The 14,796-nt window shown below is 65.2% G+C and carries 14 protein-coding genes and 7 tRNA genes; 5 read left to right on the plus strand and 16 right to left on the minus strand.

All coding sequences use genetic code 11. The annotated features are described in order from the left end of the window. Window positions 1–70: 70 nt before the first annotated feature. Together LQV39_RS06540 and LQV39_RS06545 are read left to right on the plus strand one after the other, a co-directional pair. Window positions 71–1,417 carry a hypothetical protein gene (locus LQV39_RS06540; RefSeq protein ID WP_230021786.1) on the plus strand — a complete coding sequence of 449 codons (1,347 nt, stop codon included), beginning with the start codon at window positions 71–73 and terminating at the stop codon, window positions 1,415–1,417. A gap of 14 nt (window positions 1,418–1,431) precedes the next feature. Next, window positions 1,432–1,953, plus strand: a complete 522-nt coding sequence (locus tag LQV39_RS06545) for a TssQ family T6SS-associated lipoprotein (protein WP_230021789.1) — start codon at window positions 1,432–1,434, stop codon at window positions 1,951–1,953. A 10-nt stretch (window positions 1,954–1,963) separates the two neighbouring features. On the opposite strand, the gene LQV39_RS06550 is transcribed toward LQV39_RS06545, so the two are convergent. Next, window positions 1,964–2,410, minus strand: a complete 447-nt coding sequence (locus tag LQV39_RS06550; protein WP_230021792.1) for a GNAT family N-acetyltransferase — start codon at window positions 2,408–2,410, stop codon at window positions 1,964–1,966. A gap of 173 nt (window positions 2,411–2,583) precedes the next feature. On the opposite strand from LQV39_RS06550, the gene LQV39_RS06555 reads away from it, so the two are divergent. Next, a complete protein-coding gene (locus LQV39_RS06555; protein WP_230021795.1) occupies window positions 2,584–3,891 on the plus strand; it encodes a GMC family oxidoreductase N-terminal domain-containing protein in 1,308 nt (435 codons plus the stop codon). Between the two features lie 10 nt (window positions 3,892–3,901). Here LQV39_RS06555 and LQV39_RS06560 read toward each other — a convergent pair whose 3' ends face one another. The 3 genes from LQV39_RS06560 to LQV39_RS06570 all read right to left on the minus strand — a co-directional run bounded on the left by LQV39_RS06560 (window position 3,902) and on the right by LQV39_RS06570 (window position 6,150). Continuing rightward, on the minus strand, window positions 3,902–4,279 hold the full coding sequence (locus LQV39_RS06560) for a nuclear transport factor 2 family protein (protein ID WP_230021798.1): 378 nt from the start codon (window positions 4,277–4,279) through the stop codon (window positions 3,902–3,904). 12 nt (window positions 4,280–4,291) lie between these two features. Then, the gene (locus LQV39_RS06565) at window positions 4,292–5,890 is read right to left on the minus strand and encodes an amidase (protein WP_230021801.1); all 1,599 of its coding nucleotides are present in this window, start codon (window positions 5,888–5,890) and stop codon (window positions 4,292–4,294) included. 71 nt (window positions 5,891–5,961) lie between these two features. Further along, window positions 5,962–6,150 (minus strand): hypothetical protein, encoded by a 189-nt coding sequence (locus LQV39_RS06570; RefSeq protein ID WP_230021804.1) that lies wholly within the window; start codon window positions 6,148–6,150, stop codon window positions 5,962–5,964. A 74-nt stretch (window positions 6,151–6,224) separates the two neighbouring features. Here LQV39_RS06570 and LQV39_RS06575 point away from each other — a divergent pair, with 74 nt between their 5' ends. Beyond that, window positions 6,225–6,830, plus strand: coding sequence for a TetR/AcrR family transcriptional regulator (locus LQV39_RS06575; protein ID WP_230021806.1), 606 nt, complete (start codon window positions 6,225–6,227; stop codon window positions 6,828–6,830). 60 nt (window positions 6,831–6,890) lie between these two features. Here the strand turns inward: LQV39_RS06575 and LQV39_RS06580 are convergent, their stop codons facing one another. From LQV39_RS06580 to gltX, 10 genes are all read right to left on the minus strand, one after another. Then, a complete protein-coding gene (locus tag LQV39_RS06580) occupies window positions 6,891–7,466 on the minus strand; it encodes an elongation factor P (protein WP_230021815.1) in 576 nt (191 codons plus the stop codon). Between the two features lie 70 nt (window positions 7,467–7,536). Then, window positions 7,537–8,694 carry an elongation factor P maturation arginine rhamnosyltransferase EarP gene (gene earP, locus LQV39_RS06585; protein WP_230021825.1) on the minus strand — a complete coding sequence of 386 codons (1,158 nt, stop codon included), beginning with the start codon at window positions 8,692–8,694 and terminating at the stop codon, window positions 7,537–7,539. 82 nt (window positions 8,695–8,776) lie between these two features. Beyond that, window positions 8,777–8,852, minus strand: a tRNA-Glu gene (locus tag LQV39_RS06590). A 25-nt stretch (window positions 8,853–8,877) separates the two neighbouring features. Further along, window positions 8,878–8,953: transfer RNA gene (locus tag LQV39_RS06595), tRNA-Ala, on the minus strand. A gap of 66 nt (window positions 8,954–9,019) precedes the next feature. After that, a tRNA-Glu gene (locus LQV39_RS06600) sits at window positions 9,020–9,095 on the minus strand. A gap of 121 nt (window positions 9,096–9,216) precedes the next feature. Continuing rightward, window positions 9,217–9,292 (minus strand) — tRNA-Glu (locus LQV39_RS06605). 32 nt (window positions 9,293–9,324) lie between these two features. Then, window positions 9,325–9,400 (minus strand) — tRNA-Ala (locus LQV39_RS06610). A 74-nt stretch (window positions 9,401–9,474) separates the two neighbouring features. Then, window positions 9,475–9,550 (minus strand) — tRNA-Glu (locus LQV39_RS06615). A gap of 79 nt (window positions 9,551–9,629) precedes the next feature. Then, window positions 9,630–9,705: transfer RNA gene (locus LQV39_RS06620), tRNA-Ala, on the minus strand. A gap of 65 nt (window positions 9,706–9,770) precedes the next feature. Beyond that, entirely contained in the window at window positions 9,771–11,162 is a 1,392-nt protein-coding gene (gltX, locus tag LQV39_RS06625) for a glutamate--tRNA ligase (protein ID WP_230021835.1), read from the minus strand. 156 nt (window positions 11,163–11,318) lie between these two features. Here gltX and LQV39_RS06630 point away from each other — a divergent pair, with 156 nt between their 5' ends. After that, the gene (locus LQV39_RS06630; protein WP_230021844.1) at window positions 11,319–12,497 is read left to right on the plus strand and encodes a GGDEF domain-containing protein; all 1,179 of its coding nucleotides are present in this window, start codon (window positions 11,319–11,321) and stop codon (window positions 12,495–12,497) included. Here LQV39_RS06630 and LQV39_RS06635 read toward each other — a convergent pair whose 3' ends face one another. Both LQV39_RS06635 and apbC read right to left on the minus strand, forming a co-directional pair. Then, window positions 12,498–13,520, minus strand: coding sequence for an RNA methyltransferase (locus LQV39_RS06635; protein WP_230021856.1), 1,023 nt, complete (start codon window positions 13,518–13,520; stop codon window positions 12,498–12,500). It lies immediately after the preceding gene. A 99-nt stretch (window positions 13,521–13,619) separates the two neighbouring features. After that, window positions 13,620–14,708: an iron-sulfur cluster carrier protein ApbC gene (apbC, locus tag LQV39_RS06640; RefSeq protein ID WP_230021864.1), complete on the minus strand. Its 1,089-nt coding sequence runs from the start codon at window positions 14,706–14,708 to the stop codon at window positions 13,620–13,622. Between the last annotated feature and the right edge of the window lie 88 nt (window positions 14,709–14,796).

A 14,796-nucleotide genomic window follows, 5' to 3' on the forward strand; every position in this document is an offset into this window, starting at 1 on the left:
CGGTTGAGACCACTGCGGGGCACCGGCCCCGTAAATCTGGCATGATTTGCTACAAATATAGGTTAGCAAAATGACCAGCACACTCATCATCGGACCCGAGCAGCAGGGCCTCGAAGGCCGCACAGTCAGGGACATCGTCGAACACGATCCCGCGCAGGTCAACGAAGTCTGGTGCCGCAAGATTTTCCGCCAGATCCTGCAGTCGCTCGAACTGCAGTACGCGGTGCACGCGCCGCGCCAGGCCATCACGCCGGACACCGTGGTCTTCCACGGCAATGGCGAACCCAAGATGCTGCCGACCGAGCTCGCCGACAGCGCGCACGACGAAGCGGCCGACATGACGGCGCTGGCGCGGGTCGTGCATTTTGCGATCACCCGCGAACTGATACCGGCCGGCCCGCTGCGCGGCCGCAAGCTCGAAGGCTACAGCGATTCCCTGGTCACCGCGGTCGACCGCTGCATGGCCGGCGATCCGGCCGAGCGCCCGCAGACCATAGACGAGCTGCGCGACATCCTCGGCATCGTGTCGCTGGGGCCGGTGGCGCCGGCCATCGTACCGCTGCCGATTCCGGCCCCGGTTCGGACTCCGCCGCCTGCCCCGAGCCCGACGCCGGTGCCGCTGGACGCACCGTTCGCTACCGCCGCACAGGGCGTAAAAGTCATGTCGGCGACCGTGCCGGCAGCCGGTGCAGACATGTCGATCCCGATGCCGGTGCCGGTCCCGGCACCAATGCCGACGTCTATGCCGACGCCGACGCCGATACCCGTCAAGGCGCCCTCGCCTTTCGCGGCCACCGGCGACGCCATGCCGTCCTTCATGCGCGAGCCGGCCCCATCCAGCGCGCGCATCGGCGGCCTGTCGCGCTGGCAGCGCTGGGCCATTGCGGCGGGCGGCGGTGCGCTGCTGCTGGCCGTCGCGCTGGCCCTGTTCGCCGAGCTGCGCGACTCCGGCTCCTACGACCATATCGTGCTGACCCTGCCGCAGTCCGGCGAGCAGGCCAGAAGCGACGCGGCATCGGCGCCGCCGCCGCTGGCCCAGGCCGAGCTACAGGCGTCCGCATCCGCTGCGGCGCTGCCAGGCAATAGCGCCGGACCGCTGGCCTCAGCCGGCTCCGGGGAAGCCGTCCCGCAAGCCGCCGCCATGCCGGGGGCGCCCGTCCGCGGCCCCGTCTCCGCGCCTACGCGTCGGGGCGTCGCCCCGTCCGCCACCTACCGCCTGCAGATCCAGCCCTGGGGCGTCGTCTACGTCGACGGCGTCGACCGCGGCGTCAGCCCGCCGGTCAAGCGCCTCGTGCTGGCGCCCGGCAAGCATACGATCCGCATCGCCAATCCGAATTTCCACGACCGCGTGCTCGAAGTCGACACCAGCGGCGGCGGCGGCCAGATCGCCGTCGATTTCAGCGACGAACGACGGTGAGCACGCCACATTCCATGACCAAGCAGCGAAACCACATCCTTGTCCTTGCCGCCGCCGGCGCCCTGCTGCTGGGCGGCTGCGCCGAGCTTCCCATTTTCGACCAGAAGGCCCCGCGCACGCCCTCGCATCCGAAGGCGTCGGCGCCGCGGCCCGCGCCGCAGGTCGAGCGCGAAGTGTCCCCGCCGCGCGAGGCCGCCAGCCGTCCGCGCGACCGCGACGGAGACGGTATCCCCGACGGGCAAAAGGAAAGCGGCCTGCGCGAAGGCATCCGCCTGTACAACGAGGGCGATTTCAATGGCGCGATCCGGCGCCTGTCCGCGCGCGACGTCAACAGCGGGCCGATGAATACCCGCCTGACTGCCCTGAAGTACCTGGCCTTCAGCTATTGCGTCACTTCGCGCCCGGCGCCCTGCCGCCAGGCCTTCGACCGCGCACTGCGCCTCGATCCGTCCTTCGACCTGGCGCCCGGCGAACACGGTCACCCATTGTGGGGCCCGGTCTTCACCAAGGCCAAGCAGGCTGCCGGACAGCGCTGAAGCCGGCGTCTCAGAAAGGCAGCATGCGGCGCTGGCGCGGGCGGATTTCCTTCTTCAGGAAGCCGGCGACCAGCGGGTCGGCGACGAAGTCGAGCTTTTCGTAGAAAGCACGGTTGTCCGCCATCGGCTGCAGCAGCACGCGCGGGATGCCCCGGTCGAGGCAGTGATGCTCGATCTCCTTCATGAACCATTCACCGACGCCGCGGCCACGGCACTCGCGCAGCACGATCAAATCCGAAACGAAACAGAATTGCGGCGGCGCCAGTTCCAGGCGGGCGATGGCGATGCGCTTCTTGCCCGACTCGACCGTAACCCACTGGACCAGGCTGCCCGGCTGGCCGGCGTCCCTGGTGGCGGAGGTGTCGCGGTTGCTCCAGCCGGCATCCTTGCGGAAGGCCAGCAAGACCTTGTCGGGCAGCGGAGCGCTCAGGGGACGAAAGCTGAGAGAGGATTGCATGGGAGAATTTTTGTTAAATTCCCTTCAGCATAAATCCTGAACAAAGCCGGTACGAACGACCACATGTAAATCTAGCAATTCATTTGTAAGCAAATGTTTCTGTCGGTATTTACAGTATTTACACCCGGCGGTTACTGCCCGCACAAGGACCATAGGCGGTGTTAGCATGCCGCATGTCCAACACTCCCCGCTCTTCCTTCGATGCGATCGTCGTCGGCACCGGCCCCGGCGGAGCCAGCGTCGCGCGTGAACTGGCGCGCGGCGGCGCCAGGGTGGCCATGCTCGAACAGGGCAGCGCCGCCCCGCTGCGCGGCAGCCTGGGCCAGATGGCGGCAATGGCCGCCGTGCCCGGCAAGGGCGCCTTCATCCACCGCGACGCCTCGCTGCTGGTGCGCGCGATCACGCTGGGCGGCACCTCCACCATCAATTTCGCCACCGCGGCGCCGCCGCCGAAGGCGATGTTCGCCGCCCATGGCATCGACCTCGATCCGGCGCTGGCAGAATTGCGCGCCGAGCTGCCGATGGCGCCGCTGCCCGACAATCTGGTCGGCCCGATGGCGGCCCGCATCATGGCGGCCGCGCGTGGCCTTGCCCTGCCCTGGGCCAGGCTCGATAAACTTATCCGGCCCGAATCCTGCCGCAGCGGCTGCTGGCGCTGCGTGACCGGCTGCCCTTACGGCGCCAAGTGGACGGCGCGGGATTTCGTCGACGAAGCCCTGCGCCACGGCGCCGTCCTGCGCGAGCGTGCGCGCGTGACGCGGGTGCTGGTCGAGGAAGGCCGCGCGATCGGCGTGGAAGCGGTGGTGGATGGCGAAACGCAGCGACTGCGCGCCGGCCGCGTGGTGCTGGCCGCCGGCGGCATCGGCAGCCCGCGCCTGCTGCGCGCTTCGGGTTTGCTTTTGAAACCGGCCGCCTTCTTCAGCGATCCCGTGGTGGCGGTGATGGGCAGCGTGGATGACCTCAGTGCAGACGAAATCGGCGGCGCCGAAGTGCCGATGGCGGCCGGCGCCAGCTGGCACGCGGACGGCATCGCGCTGGCCGACCTGACCCTGCCGCAAGCCATGTACCAGGCCTTCGCGCTGCAGGCCGGCCGTGTCGACCGCCTGCTGGCGCATCGACGCACGCTCAGCATCATGGTCAAGATCCGCGACGGGATCGGCGGCAGCGTGGGCCAGCGCTGGGTCGACAAGACCCTGCAGCCGGCCGACCGCGAAAAGTTCGACCGTGGCATCGCGATCGCGCGCAGCATCCTCGACCGCGCAGGCGCGCACCACGTCTTCGCCAGCCATCACTTCGCGGCCCACCCGGGCGGCAGCCTGCGCATCGGCGAGCAGGTGGACGCCGGCCTGGCGACATCCACGCCCGGCCTCTACGTCTGCGACGCTTCGGTGATCCCGGAACCCTGGGGCCTGCCGCCCACGCTCACCCTGCTGGCGCTGGGCAAGCGGCTCGGCAAGCAGCTGAGCCGGGTCCGCGCCTAGCCCACCCTAGCTAAAACATCCCGAGTTCGTTGGGCATCGTCTCAGGCTGGGCCTGGCCGATATCCCACATCTCGGCGATGCGTCCGTCTTCGAAGCGCAGAATGTGGACGATGGCGACATCAAGACCGTCCTGCGTCATCCGCGCGCGCGAATGGACGGCCACCAGGGCGCCGTCGGCGATGGCGCGCTGCACCTCGAACACCATCTCCGGGAAGCGCCCCGCATTCTCCAGCATGCCGGCCTTGATCGAGGCCGCGTCGCTCGCGAAATAGGGATTGTGATGGCGGAACTGCGGGCCGGCGTGGCGCTCGAAGGCTTGCTCGACCTGGCCGGCGGCGGTCATTTGCAGGAAGTCGACGGCGGCTTGCTTTAGTTTCGTGTCAGTCATTGTTCACTCCATTCAGGCCTTGACGTTGACCGTCGCAGGGAAGCTTGGCGCGCGGCGGCGCTGGCTGGCCTGCTCGTAAGCGTAGGCCATGCCGATCAGGCTGGCCTCGGTCCAGGCGGTGCCGACGAAGGAGATCCCGACCGGCAGGCCGGCCACATAACCGGCCGGCACCGTCACGTGCGGGTAGCCCGCCACCGCGGCCGGCGAGGAGAAGCTGCCGCCGTAATGGTCGCCGTTGATGTAGTCGGTCAGCCAGGCGGTGCCGCCGGTGGGCGCGACCAGGGCGTCGAGCTTCTCGTCCTTGAGGATCTTGTCGATGCCCTCTTCGCGCGAATAGCGGTGGTTGTTGGCCAGGGCTTCGCGGTAGGCCTTGTCGTCGAGGCCGGGCTTCTTTTGCGCCGCCACCAGGTGCTCCTGGCCGAAGTGCTGCAGCTCGCGGCCGGCGTTCTTCTCGTTGAAGGCGATGATGTCTGCCATGGTTTTCACCGGCGCATGCGGCGCATAGTCGCGCAAATACGCTTCGAGGTCCGGGCGGAACTCGGCCAGCAGCACTTCGAGCTCGCTGTCGCCGTACTTGTCGACGTTCGGCACCTGCACATCGACCAGGATCGCGCCCTGCGCCTTCAGGACCGCCAGCTCCTTCTCGATCACGGCGTCGATGGCCGGGCTACTGCCGAAGAAGTTGCGGGCCACGCCGATGCGCTTGCCCTTCAAGCCATCGGCGCGCAAGGCGGCGGCGTAGTCGGCTGCCCTGCCCTGGCCGTCGCCGGTGGCCGCATCGTCGGCGTCGACGCCGGCGATCGCGCCCAGCAGCAGCGCCGCATCCGCCACGCTGCGCGTCATCGGGCCTGCCGTGTCCTGCGAGTGCGCGATCGGGATGATGCCGCTGCGGCTGACCAGGCCCAGGGTCGGCTTGATGCCGACGATGCCGCAGGTCGACGAGGGCGAAACGATGGAGCCGTCGGTCTCGGTGCCGATCGCCAGCGTCGCCAGCCCGGCGGCCATGGCCGCGCCCGAGCCCGAACTGGAGCCGCTGGTGTTGCGGTCCAGCGCATAGGGATTGCGGGTCTGGCCGCCGCGGCCGCTCCAGCCGCTGACCGAATGCGTGGAGCGCATGTTGGCCCACTCGGACAGATTGGTCTTGCCGATGATGACGGCGCCCGCTTCGCGCAGCTTCCGGGCGACGAAGGCGTCCTTGCCGGCGCGGACCCCGGCCAGGGCGAGCGAGCCGGCCGTGGTGCTCATCTTGTCCGCGGTGGCGATATTGTCCTTGATGAGGACAGGGATACCGTGCAGCGGGCCGCGCAGCTTGCCGGCTTTGCGTTCGCGGTCGAGTTCCTCGGCGATGGCGAGGGCGTCGGGATTCAGTTCGATGACAGCGTTGATGCGCGGACCGGCCTTGTCGACGGCGGCGATGCGCGCCAGGTATTGCTGCACCAGGGATTTCGAGCTCAGCTTGCCGGACGCCATCTGGGCCTGCTGCTCCTGGACGCCGACGTCCAGGATACTGGAATTCGCGCCGCCCCGGCTGTTTGCCGCACCCGCCACCGGCGCAACACTTGCCGCCACACCCGCCCCTACACCCAGCCGAACGAAATCCCTGCGCTTCATACAAGCCTCCATGTCAGATAATGCATGAGCATAACAGTAAAGTTGCTCATGTGACACGGCATTAGATAGCGCTAGCGCGCCGGATGTTGCGGCAGGTTCGGCGAGCGGAGGCGTTCTGGAATCGCCCGGCCCATCCCTTGCGGCGTGCGGGCGGCGTCTTTGGTCTGGCGCGACAGTTCCTCGCCCGGGCAGCAGGCCTCCTGGCCGGCGCCGCGGCTTCTTCTATAGCGGCAGAACATGCATACTTGCGGTTGGTTCATGGTATCATCCCCTTAAAGCGGAACACGATTCCGAATTATAACCGGAACGTCGTTCCGGTTGATAGATATTTTTTATGAATACGAAGTCAAACGAGGAAGAAGCCGCATCGCCGGCGGACGAGGCGCCGCGCGCCAAGCGGGTCGACGCCCAGCGCAATCTGCGTTCGCTGCTGCAGGCAGCCATGGAAGTGTTCGCGCAATCGGGCGTCGATGCCCCGGTGCGCGAAATCGCCGAGCGGGCCGGGGTCGGCGTCGGCACGGTCTACCGCCACTTTCCGCAGCGCGCCGACCTGATCGTCGCCGTGATGAAATCCCAGATCGACGATTGCGCGGATGCCGCGGCCAGTATCGCGGCCGAGCACGAGCCTGGCGAGGCGCTGGCGCGCTGGATGCAGCGCTACGTCGACTTCATCCTGACCAAGCGCGGGCTGTCGAATGCGCTGCATTCGGACCACGCGGCCTATGCGGCGCTGCCGGATTATTTCTATGCGCGCCTGCGCCCCGCCCTATCCTCCCTGCTGCAGGCGGCGGTCGAGCAGAATGTGATCCGTCCCGGCTTCGAGGCGGACGAACTGCTGCGCGCGGCGGCCACGCTGTGCAAGGCGAATCCCGACGAAGACACGGCCCTGACGCGCAAGATGGTGGGCCTGCTGGTGGATGGCCTGCGCTGCCGCGCTTGAATAAAAAAACCAGGCAAAAAAAAACGCTGCCGAAGCAGCGTTTTTTTCGAGAAGCAGTGCTTAGTTACGCACGACTTTCTTGTACTCGGCGGTACGGGTATCGATTTCGATGGTGTCGTCCTGGTTGACGAACAGCGGCACCTGGATGGTGAACTGCTTCGACTCGATGGCGTTTTCCAGGCGGGCTTCCTTCATCACGTTACCCGAGGTGTTGCCCTTGACGGCCGGCTCGGTGTAGACGATCTGGCGAGCGATGGTGATCGGCAGTTCGACCGAGATCGCCTTGCCGTCATAGAACACGGCTTCGCATTCCATACCGTCTTTCAGGTAGTTGATGGCCTCGCCCAGGTTCTCTTCTTCGATTTCGTACTGGTTGTACTCTTCGTCCATGAAGACGTACAGCGGGTCGGCGAAGTACGAGTAGGTCACCGGCTTCTTGTCCAGCACGACCACGTCGAACTTGTCGTCGCCGCGGAACACGTTTTCCAGCGGAGCGTTGGTCAGAAGATTCTTCATCTTCCATTTGTAGGTGAAGCCCGTGCGGCTCGAGCCGTTGACGTCAGAGCGCAGCACGATGAAAGGCTTGGCATCGACCATGATGATGTTGCCGACACGAATTTCTTTTGCGGGTTTCATAGGTATTATTTAACCAAAAAAGGAGTTGCAGTAACCGAGCATCATACCACGTTATTTTCCGGCCGCCTAACTAAGTACTCACCCTTAGCGACCGGGCGAAATTCAGCAGATTGCTCACTAAATCGCCGTTCGCCAACATCTGCGTTTCCCACTCACGGGCACGGCGCGTCAAGCTTGGCAGTTCGGCTTGCAGGGACGTCCACAGGCCGTCCATGTGTCCTTCGCGCGCATCGTTCCAGCGCAGGGAAAAGTCGACCAGGCTCTGTGCGTCCACCGCATACTTTTGCAGGAACGCGCGGAGTTTAACATGATGCAAGTTTTCGTCTTGCGGATAAATGTGCCAGACAAAGGGCCCGGCCGCCCATTGGGCGCGCACCCAGGAGTCCTCGCCGCGCACGACATTGACATCGCAGGCCCAAAGCAGGCGATCGTAATCCGTTTGCGGCATGAAGGGAATCACGCGCACCGTCAGCGCGCCGCGGGTCGCACGGGCACCGGCATGCGCCTCGGCGCCGATGAAAGCCTGCACCTTGTCGCGCGCCACCCCTTCCGGCACCAGGCAGGTCACCTTTGTTCCGCCCTGCTCCCACACGGTGAACAATTCGCTGACCGGCGCATGCGGATAACAGAACAGGCTGACTTTAAGCGATGCCATTTCCTCTTCCGTCACGCCGAAACGCCCGAGGAATGCCGCCATTGCCGCCGGATCCGCCTGGAAACGCGCGCATTCCTCGACCAGGCCGCGCTCGCGCAGCAGGCCGCCGGTCTTCTTGTTAAAACCCGGGAAGAAGAAGTGCTTCGTCAGTTTCAGCCGCGGATGCATGGACGGCAGCCGGTGGCAGCCTTCGACCCACTCCTCGGCGCTCAAGCCTTCGTAATTGATCCAGACCGGGCGCGGCTGGCACTGGGCCATTGCCTCGATATAGCCGGGCGGGATATCGACGCCGAAGAATTCGATCACAACGTCCGGAATATCGGCGGGGACGAATTGCCCGTCCTGGCCGGCCCAGTGGCGCACCGTGACGCCGCCGATGTCCTGCAGCTCGGCCGTCGTATCGACTTGCGGCCAGATGCGGCGGAAGCTCGCGAGGTCGTCGACCCATAAAGTGACCGCGATGCCATGCTCGGCGTGGAATTGACGCGCGAGGCGCCAGCAAATGCCGATGTCGCCGTAGTTGTCGACGACTTTGCAAAAGATCGCGAGAGTGCGGGGGAATTGGGCGGGCATGATCGTTTGAAAAGGATACGGCCGAATAGAAAAACCGGAGCACCTTTCCGCATGCGCGGACGGTCTGCTCCGGTTTTTTGACTGGCGTCCCCACGGGGATTCGAACCCCGGTACTCACCGTGAAAGGGTGATGTCCTAGGCCTCTAGACGATGGGGACCTAAAACTATTTTCCTGCTAATTCTTGGTGGAGGTAAGCGGGATCGAACCGCTGACCTCTTGCATGCCATGCAAGCGCTCTCCCAGCTGAGCTATACCCCCCAAAAGTGCGGCGCTACTACTGCCTCACTCAACAAAAGAGCCGCTCAAGGCGGCTCCTTGCGATGCTGGCGTCCCCACGGGGATTCGAACCCCGGTACTCACCGTGAAAGGGTGATGTCCTAGGCCTCTAGACGATGGGGACCTAAAACTGTTTGTACTACTTTTACTGCCTCGATGGCGCACTGCTGGGTGTGCATCCATCTTATTTCATGGGGTCAGATCCCGAATTTCTCGGGTGGGATCTGACCCCATCCAATTATCTTTGGCGTCCCCACGGGGATTCGAACCCCGGTACTCACCGTGAAAGGGTGATGTCCTAGGCCTCTAGACGATGGGGACCCTGGACTGCTTTACTACCGTTTCCTGAAACTTGGTGGAGGTAAGCGGGATCGAACCGCTGACCTCTTGCATGCCATGCAAGCGCTCTCCCAGCTGAGCTATACCCCCGTTTCGGGAACGCAGCATCATAACACACTGCGTTTACTTCTCACAGCATCGTTTTTGCGATACTGCCACAACCTTGGCGTCCCCACGGGGATTCGAACCCCGGTACTCACCGTGAAAGGGTGATGTCCTAGGCCTCTAGACGATGGGGACCCTGGACTATTCGTTCTACGGGGTCAGATCCCGATTTTCACGGGTGGGGTCTGACCTCGTCTAACTATACTTCAGAACTTGGTGGAGGTAAGCGGGATCGAACCGCTGACCTCTTGCATGCCATGCAAGCGCTCTCCCAGCTGAGCTATACCCCCGCAGTGCTGAAGTGCGAGCATTATAGCGGAGGGACTTGCATTTCGCAAATAGCCAACAAGGGTGATTACAGACCTTTTTGCAGGCGTGCCAGCACGGTGTCGCGGCCGAACAGTTCCAGCACCGCGTCGATGGCCGGGGTCTGCAACTGGCCGGTCACCAGCAGGCGCAGCGGCATGGCCAGCTGCGGCATCTTCAGGCCGTGCGCCGCCAGCACTTCCTTCATCGCCGCGGACAGCGCCGGCTTGCTCCACTCCACCGTCTGCAGCTTCTCCGCGAACTGCGCCAGCGCCGGGCGCACGGCGTCGGTCAGGTGCTGGGCCAGCAGCGCAGCATCGGGATTCGGCGTGCGGAAGAACAGCATCGCCGCATCGGCGAGTTCGTTGATGGTGTTGGTGCGTTCCTTCATCAGGCCCAGCACCGTGCCCAGATCGGGCGCGCCGTCGAACTGGGCGCCCTCGCGCTCCATGATCGGACGCGCCAGCGCGGCCAGACGCTCGTTGTCGGACTGCTTGATATAGTGGCTGTTCAGCCAGGCCAGCTTTTCCGGGTTGAACTGGGCCGCCGACGCGGTCAGGTGCTCGAGGTTGAACCACTCGGTGAACTGCTGCATCGAGAAGATCTCGTCGTCGCCGTGGCTCCAGCCCAGGCGCGCCAGGTAATTCAGCATCGCCTCCGGCAGGAAGCCCTGCTCCGGATACTGCATCACGCTGACTGCGCCGTGACGCTTCGACAGTTTCTGGCCGTCCGGACCGAGAATCATCGGCAGGTGGCCGTACTGCGGCAGTTCCGCGCCCAGCGCGCGCAGGATGTTGATCTGGCGCGGCGTGTTGTTCACGTGATCGTCGCCGCGCAGCACGTGGGTGATCTTCATGTCCCAGTCATCCACCGCAACGCAGAAGTTGTAGGTCGGGGTGCCGTCGCCGCGCGCGATGATCAGGTCGTCGAGTTCCTTGTTGCCGATGGTGATGGGACCCTTGACCACGTCGTGCCAGGTGACTTCGCCGCCCTCCGGGTTCTTGAAACGGACCACCGGCTTGATGTCCGCCGGAACTTCCGGGAGCTGCTTGCCCTCTTCCGGACGCCAGGTGCCGTCGTAGCGCGGCTTCTCGCCGGCCGCGCGCATGCGCTCGCGCATCGCCTCGACTTCTTCCGGGGTGCAGTAGCACAGGTAGGCGGTGCCGGCGTCCAGCATGGTCTTGATGACCTCGCGGTAGCGGTCCATGCGCTGCATCTGGTAGAACGGGCCTTCGTCGTGCTCCAGGCCCAGCCACTTCATGCCGTCCAGGATCGCCTGCACCGCCTCCGGGGTCGAACGCTCCAGGTCGGTGTCTTCGATGCGCAGGATGAAGGTGCCGCCGAAGTGGCGGGCATAGGCCCACGAATACAGCGCGGTGCGGGCGCCGCCGAGGTGGAGATAGCCGGTCGGGCTGGGAGCGAAACGGGTGCGAACGGTCATGGTGTGAAAAAGTCGATGTGCTAAAGGGACTATTTTACAGCCTTGCCATGACGCCGGCGTAGTCGCCGCCCCCGCTACGCATCCTGCATGTAATTACTTTACAGAAATTAAGTTTTTAGCTACCCTTTCTGGTTTGGTCCTGACGTAAGCCCCTTCATGTCGAACGACCCGAGCATCGCTCCCATCGCGCCCCTGCGCGGAGAATTCTCCGATGCCGCCACGGAAGCCGGTTTCCTGCACCAGCAGGCGGCCACGATCCTGCGCGACCTGCGCCGCGGGCTGCTGCTGTGCTCGCTGTTCTATCTCGTGTTCGGCGCCACCGACATCGCGGCGCTGGGCTTGGACAAGGCCATCGTACCGCTGCTGTCACGCCTGGCGATTCCCTTCGTCGCGGCCGCCTGCCTGTTCTACGCACGCCGCCCCACGGCCTCCGTGCGGGCCACCGGCCACGCGGCCAGCGCCTTCACACTGTGCTGGGCCGCCAGTTATTTCCTCGTGATCTGGTACCGCCCCGCCGACATCCTGCTGCACGCCATGGCCTGGGCGGTGATGGCGATGGTGATCCATGTGCTGATCCCGAACCGGCTGCTGCACGCGGCCGCGATCACGGTCAGCGCCAGCCTGGCCTTCATCGCCCTGGCCTGGACCCAGCACGCGGTCGAGACGCGCGCCCTGAGCTCGCTGACCATGCTGCTGGTGGGCGCCAACGTGTTCGGCCTGACCGTGGCCCAGCGCCATGCGCGCATGTGGCGCGAACAGTACTGGGCGCAGCAGGTGCTGACCAACCTGTCGATCCGCGACCCGCTCACCGGCTCGTACAACCGCCGCCACCTGAACGCCGGCCTCCTCGACGGCGAGATCGCGCGCGCCCGCCGCTACCGCCTCAGCCTGTCGCTGATCATGTGCGACCTCGACGGCTTCAAGAAGATCAACGACACCCATGGCCACCACGCCGGCGACGAACTGCTGCGCAGCTTCGCGACCTTGGTGCAGGCGATGACGCGCGATGCCATCGACACGGTGGTGCGCTACGGCGGCGAGGAATTCCTGATCATCCTTCCGGAGACGCGCCTGGACGGCGCCCTCGAACTGGCCGAGCGCGTGCGCGCCGCCTTCGCCGCCCAGCGCGTCGAGCTCGAGGGCGGACTCTCGCTGGGCACCACGGCCAGCTTCGGCGTGGTCGGCGCCGAGTTCGGCGGCAGCCATGCCGTCACGCCGCAAGGCATGATCGCGCTGGCCGACCAGTTGATGTACGAGGCCAAGCACGCGGGACGCAACCAGGTGCGGGCGAAGCAGTTGGGGCAGCGGGTCGAGAAGGTGGGGCGGGTGGCGTAATTACGCTGGCCGATGAACTTTGACCGGCTGCGCAGCCCGCGCCCGCAACTGCCCGCAACCGCCATCGACATCCTGCCCCGCCGAATCGCGCAGCTTGGTGAGGATGCCGCGCTCGAACAGCCAGGCCGCGATCCGCTCCGCCTTGTCCCAGCCGGGCCGCTGGAAAGGCAAGCCTTCGTTGGCGTTATACGGAATCATGTTGAGCACGGCGTACTTGCCGCGCAGGAGTTCGGCGAGGGCCTCCAGCTCGTCCTGGCCGTCGTTCACGCCTTCCAGTAAAGTCCACTGGTACTGGATCGGGTAGCCGGTCAGGCGCGCATAGCGCTCGCCCTCGTCCACCAGTTCTTGTGGCGTCAGGCGCGGCGCACGCGGCAGCAGGCGTTCGCGCAGCGCGGGTTTGGTCGTGTGCAGCGACAGCGCCAGCGCCGGCTTCACGCGTCCCGCCGGCAGGCGCTCGAACACGCGCGGGTCGCCGACGGTCGAGAACACCAGATTCTTGTGCGCGATATTCCCCTCAACGCCCAGCAGCTCGATCGCTTCCATCACGTTGTCGAGATTGTGCGCCGGCTCGCCCATACCCATGAAGACGACTTTTTTCACGGGCCGCTGCCGGCGCGCCAGCACCACCTGGGCGACGATCTCGCCGCTCGTCACCTGCCGCACCAGGCCGCCCTGCCCCGTCATGCAGAACTGGCAGCCGACCGCGCAACCGACCTGGCTCGACACGCAGACGCCGTCGCGCGGCAGCAGCACCGATTCCACCGTCTGGCCGTCCTGCAGGCCGACCAGCAGGCGGGCGGAGCCGTCTTCGGCCGGGTGGGTGCTGAGGATGCGGGCGAGGCCGTCGAGCTGGGCGTCGATGTCGGGAAGGGCTTGGCGCAGCGGTTTCGGCAGGAAGTCGCCGGGGCGTCGGCGGCCGTGCTCGTGCCCGCTGTTCCTGACCCAGTCGCGCAGGATGCGGTCTTCGTGGAGCGGGAGGGCGCCGAGGGTGCGGAGTTGGGTGCGGAGGGAGTCGATGCGCATTTGTTGCACGTCATTCCCGCGGAAGCGGGAATCCATACGTCGCGTGCAACATCACCTCAGTATGGATCCCCGCTTTCGCGAGGATGACGGTTCGGCCAATCAGTCGTTCTTGACGACGATAGTCGGAAACTTGGCACTCATATCCTTCGCCTTCTCCGCCACCTTCACCGCCACCTTGCGCGCAATCGCCTTATAAATATTGGCCACGGCGCCATCCGGCTCCGCCACCACGGTCGGCGTGCCCGAATCCGCCTGCTCGCGAATCGACAGCTGCAGCGGCAGACGTCCCAGGAAATCGACGCCGAAGTCGGCGCACATCTTTTCGCCGCCGCCTTCGCCGAAGATCGCCTCGTGATGGCCGCAGTTCGAGCAGATGTGCATGCTCATGTTCTCGACCACGCCGAGGATCGGAATTCCGACCTTCTCGAACATTTTCAAACCTTTGCGCGCATCCAGCAGGGCGATGTCCTGCGGGGTGGTGACGATCACGGCGCCCGTGACCGGCACTTTCTGCGACAGGGTCAGCTGGATGTCGCCGGTGCCCGGGGGCATGTCGACGATCAGGTAGTCCAGCTCGCGCCAGTTGGTCTGCTCCAGCAGCTGCTGCAGGGCCTGGGTGACCATCGGGCCGCGCCAGACCATGGGCTCGTCCGGATCGATGAGGAAACCGATCGAAGACACCTGCACGCCGTGGTTCTCCAGCGGCTCCATGGTCTTGCCGTCCAGGCTTTGCGGGCGGCCATTGATGCCCAACATGGTTGGCTGCGAAGGGCCGTAGATGTCGGCATCCAGCACGCCGACGCTGGCGCCCTCGGCGGCCAGGGCCAGCGCCAGGTTGACGGCGGTGGTCGACTTGCCGACGCCGCCCTTGCCCGAGGCGACCGCGATGATGTTCTTCACGTTCGGCATCACCTTCAGGCCACGCTGCACGGTGTGCGAGATGATCTTCGAGCTGACGTTGACGCTGACATTCTGCACGCCCGGCAGCTGGCGCAGCGCCTCGATGACGGCGTTGCGGACCAGGCCGACCTGGCTCTTGCCCGGGTAGCCGAGTTCGATGTCGAGGGAGACATTGCCGCCGTCGAGCTGGATATTCTTGACGGAACGGGTGCTGACGTAATCTTTATTGGTATTCGGGTCGATGACGGCGGCCAGTGCGGCTTTGACGTCTTCTGCAGTGATGCTCATGGAATTCTCCGGATGTGATGCGCAAGAGTTTAGCGTAAATCAGGGCAACGACGCTTGTACAAGTGGCAAAGTGCATGATTACCCCCTG

It is taken from the genome of Massilia sp. Bi118 (assembly GCF_918697865.1).
Lineage (GTDB): Bacteria > Pseudomonadota > Gammaproteobacteria > Burkholderiales > Burkholderiaceae_D > Telluria.

Coding starts and splice junctions, on each gene's coding strand:
- earP (WP_230021825.1), bottom strand. CDS start 8,694: ATGCCCGCCCAATTCCCCCGCACTCTCGCGATCTTTTGCAAAGTCGTC.
- LQV39_RS06560 (WP_230021798.1), bottom strand. CDS start 4,279: ATGACTGACACGAAACTAAAGCAAGCCGCCGTCGACTTCCTGCAAATG.
- LQV39_RS06565 (WP_230021801.1), bottom strand. CDS start 5,890: ATGAAGCGCAGGGATTTCGTTCGGCTGGGTGTAGGGGCGGGTGTGGCG.
- LQV39_RS06570 (WP_230021804.1), bottom strand. CDS start 6,150: ATGAACCAACCGCAAGTATGCATGTTCTGCCGCTATAGAAGAAGCCGC.
- LQV39_RS06545 (WP_230021789.1), top strand. CDS start 1,432: ATGACCAAGCAGCGAAACCACATCCTTGTCCTTGCCGCCGCCGGCGCC.
- LQV39_RS06550 (WP_230021792.1), bottom strand. CDS start 2,410: ATGCAATCCTCTCTCAGCTTTCGTCCCCTGAGCGCTCCGCTGCCCGAC.
- apbC (WP_230021864.1), bottom strand. CDS start 14,708: ATGAGCATCACTGCAGAAGACGTCAAAGCCGCACTGGCCGCCGTCATC.
- LQV39_RS06580 (WP_230021815.1), bottom strand. CDS start 7,466: ATGAAACCCGCAAAAGAAATTCGTGTCGGCAACATCATCATGGTCGAT.
- LQV39_RS06630 (WP_230021844.1), top strand. CDS start 11,319: ATGTCGAACGACCCGAGCATCGCTCCCATCGCGCCCCTGCGCGGAGAA.
- LQV39_RS06635 (WP_230021856.1), bottom strand. CDS start 13,520: ATGCGCATCGACTCCCTCCGCACCCAACTCCGCACCCTCGGCGCCCTC.
- LQV39_RS06540 (WP_230021786.1), top strand. CDS start 71: ATGACCAGCACACTCATCATCGGACCCGAGCAGCAGGGCCTCGAAGGC.
- gltX (WP_230021835.1), bottom strand. CDS start 11,162: ATGACCGTTCGCACCCGTTTCGCTCCCAGCCCGACCGGCTATCTCCAC.
- LQV39_RS06555 (WP_230021795.1), top strand. CDS start 2,584: ATGTCCAACACTCCCCGCTCTTCCTTCGATGCGATCGTCGTCGGCACC.
- LQV39_RS06575 (WP_230021806.1), top strand. CDS start 6,225: ATGAATACGAAGTCAAACGAGGAAGAAGCCGCATCGCCGGCGGACGAG.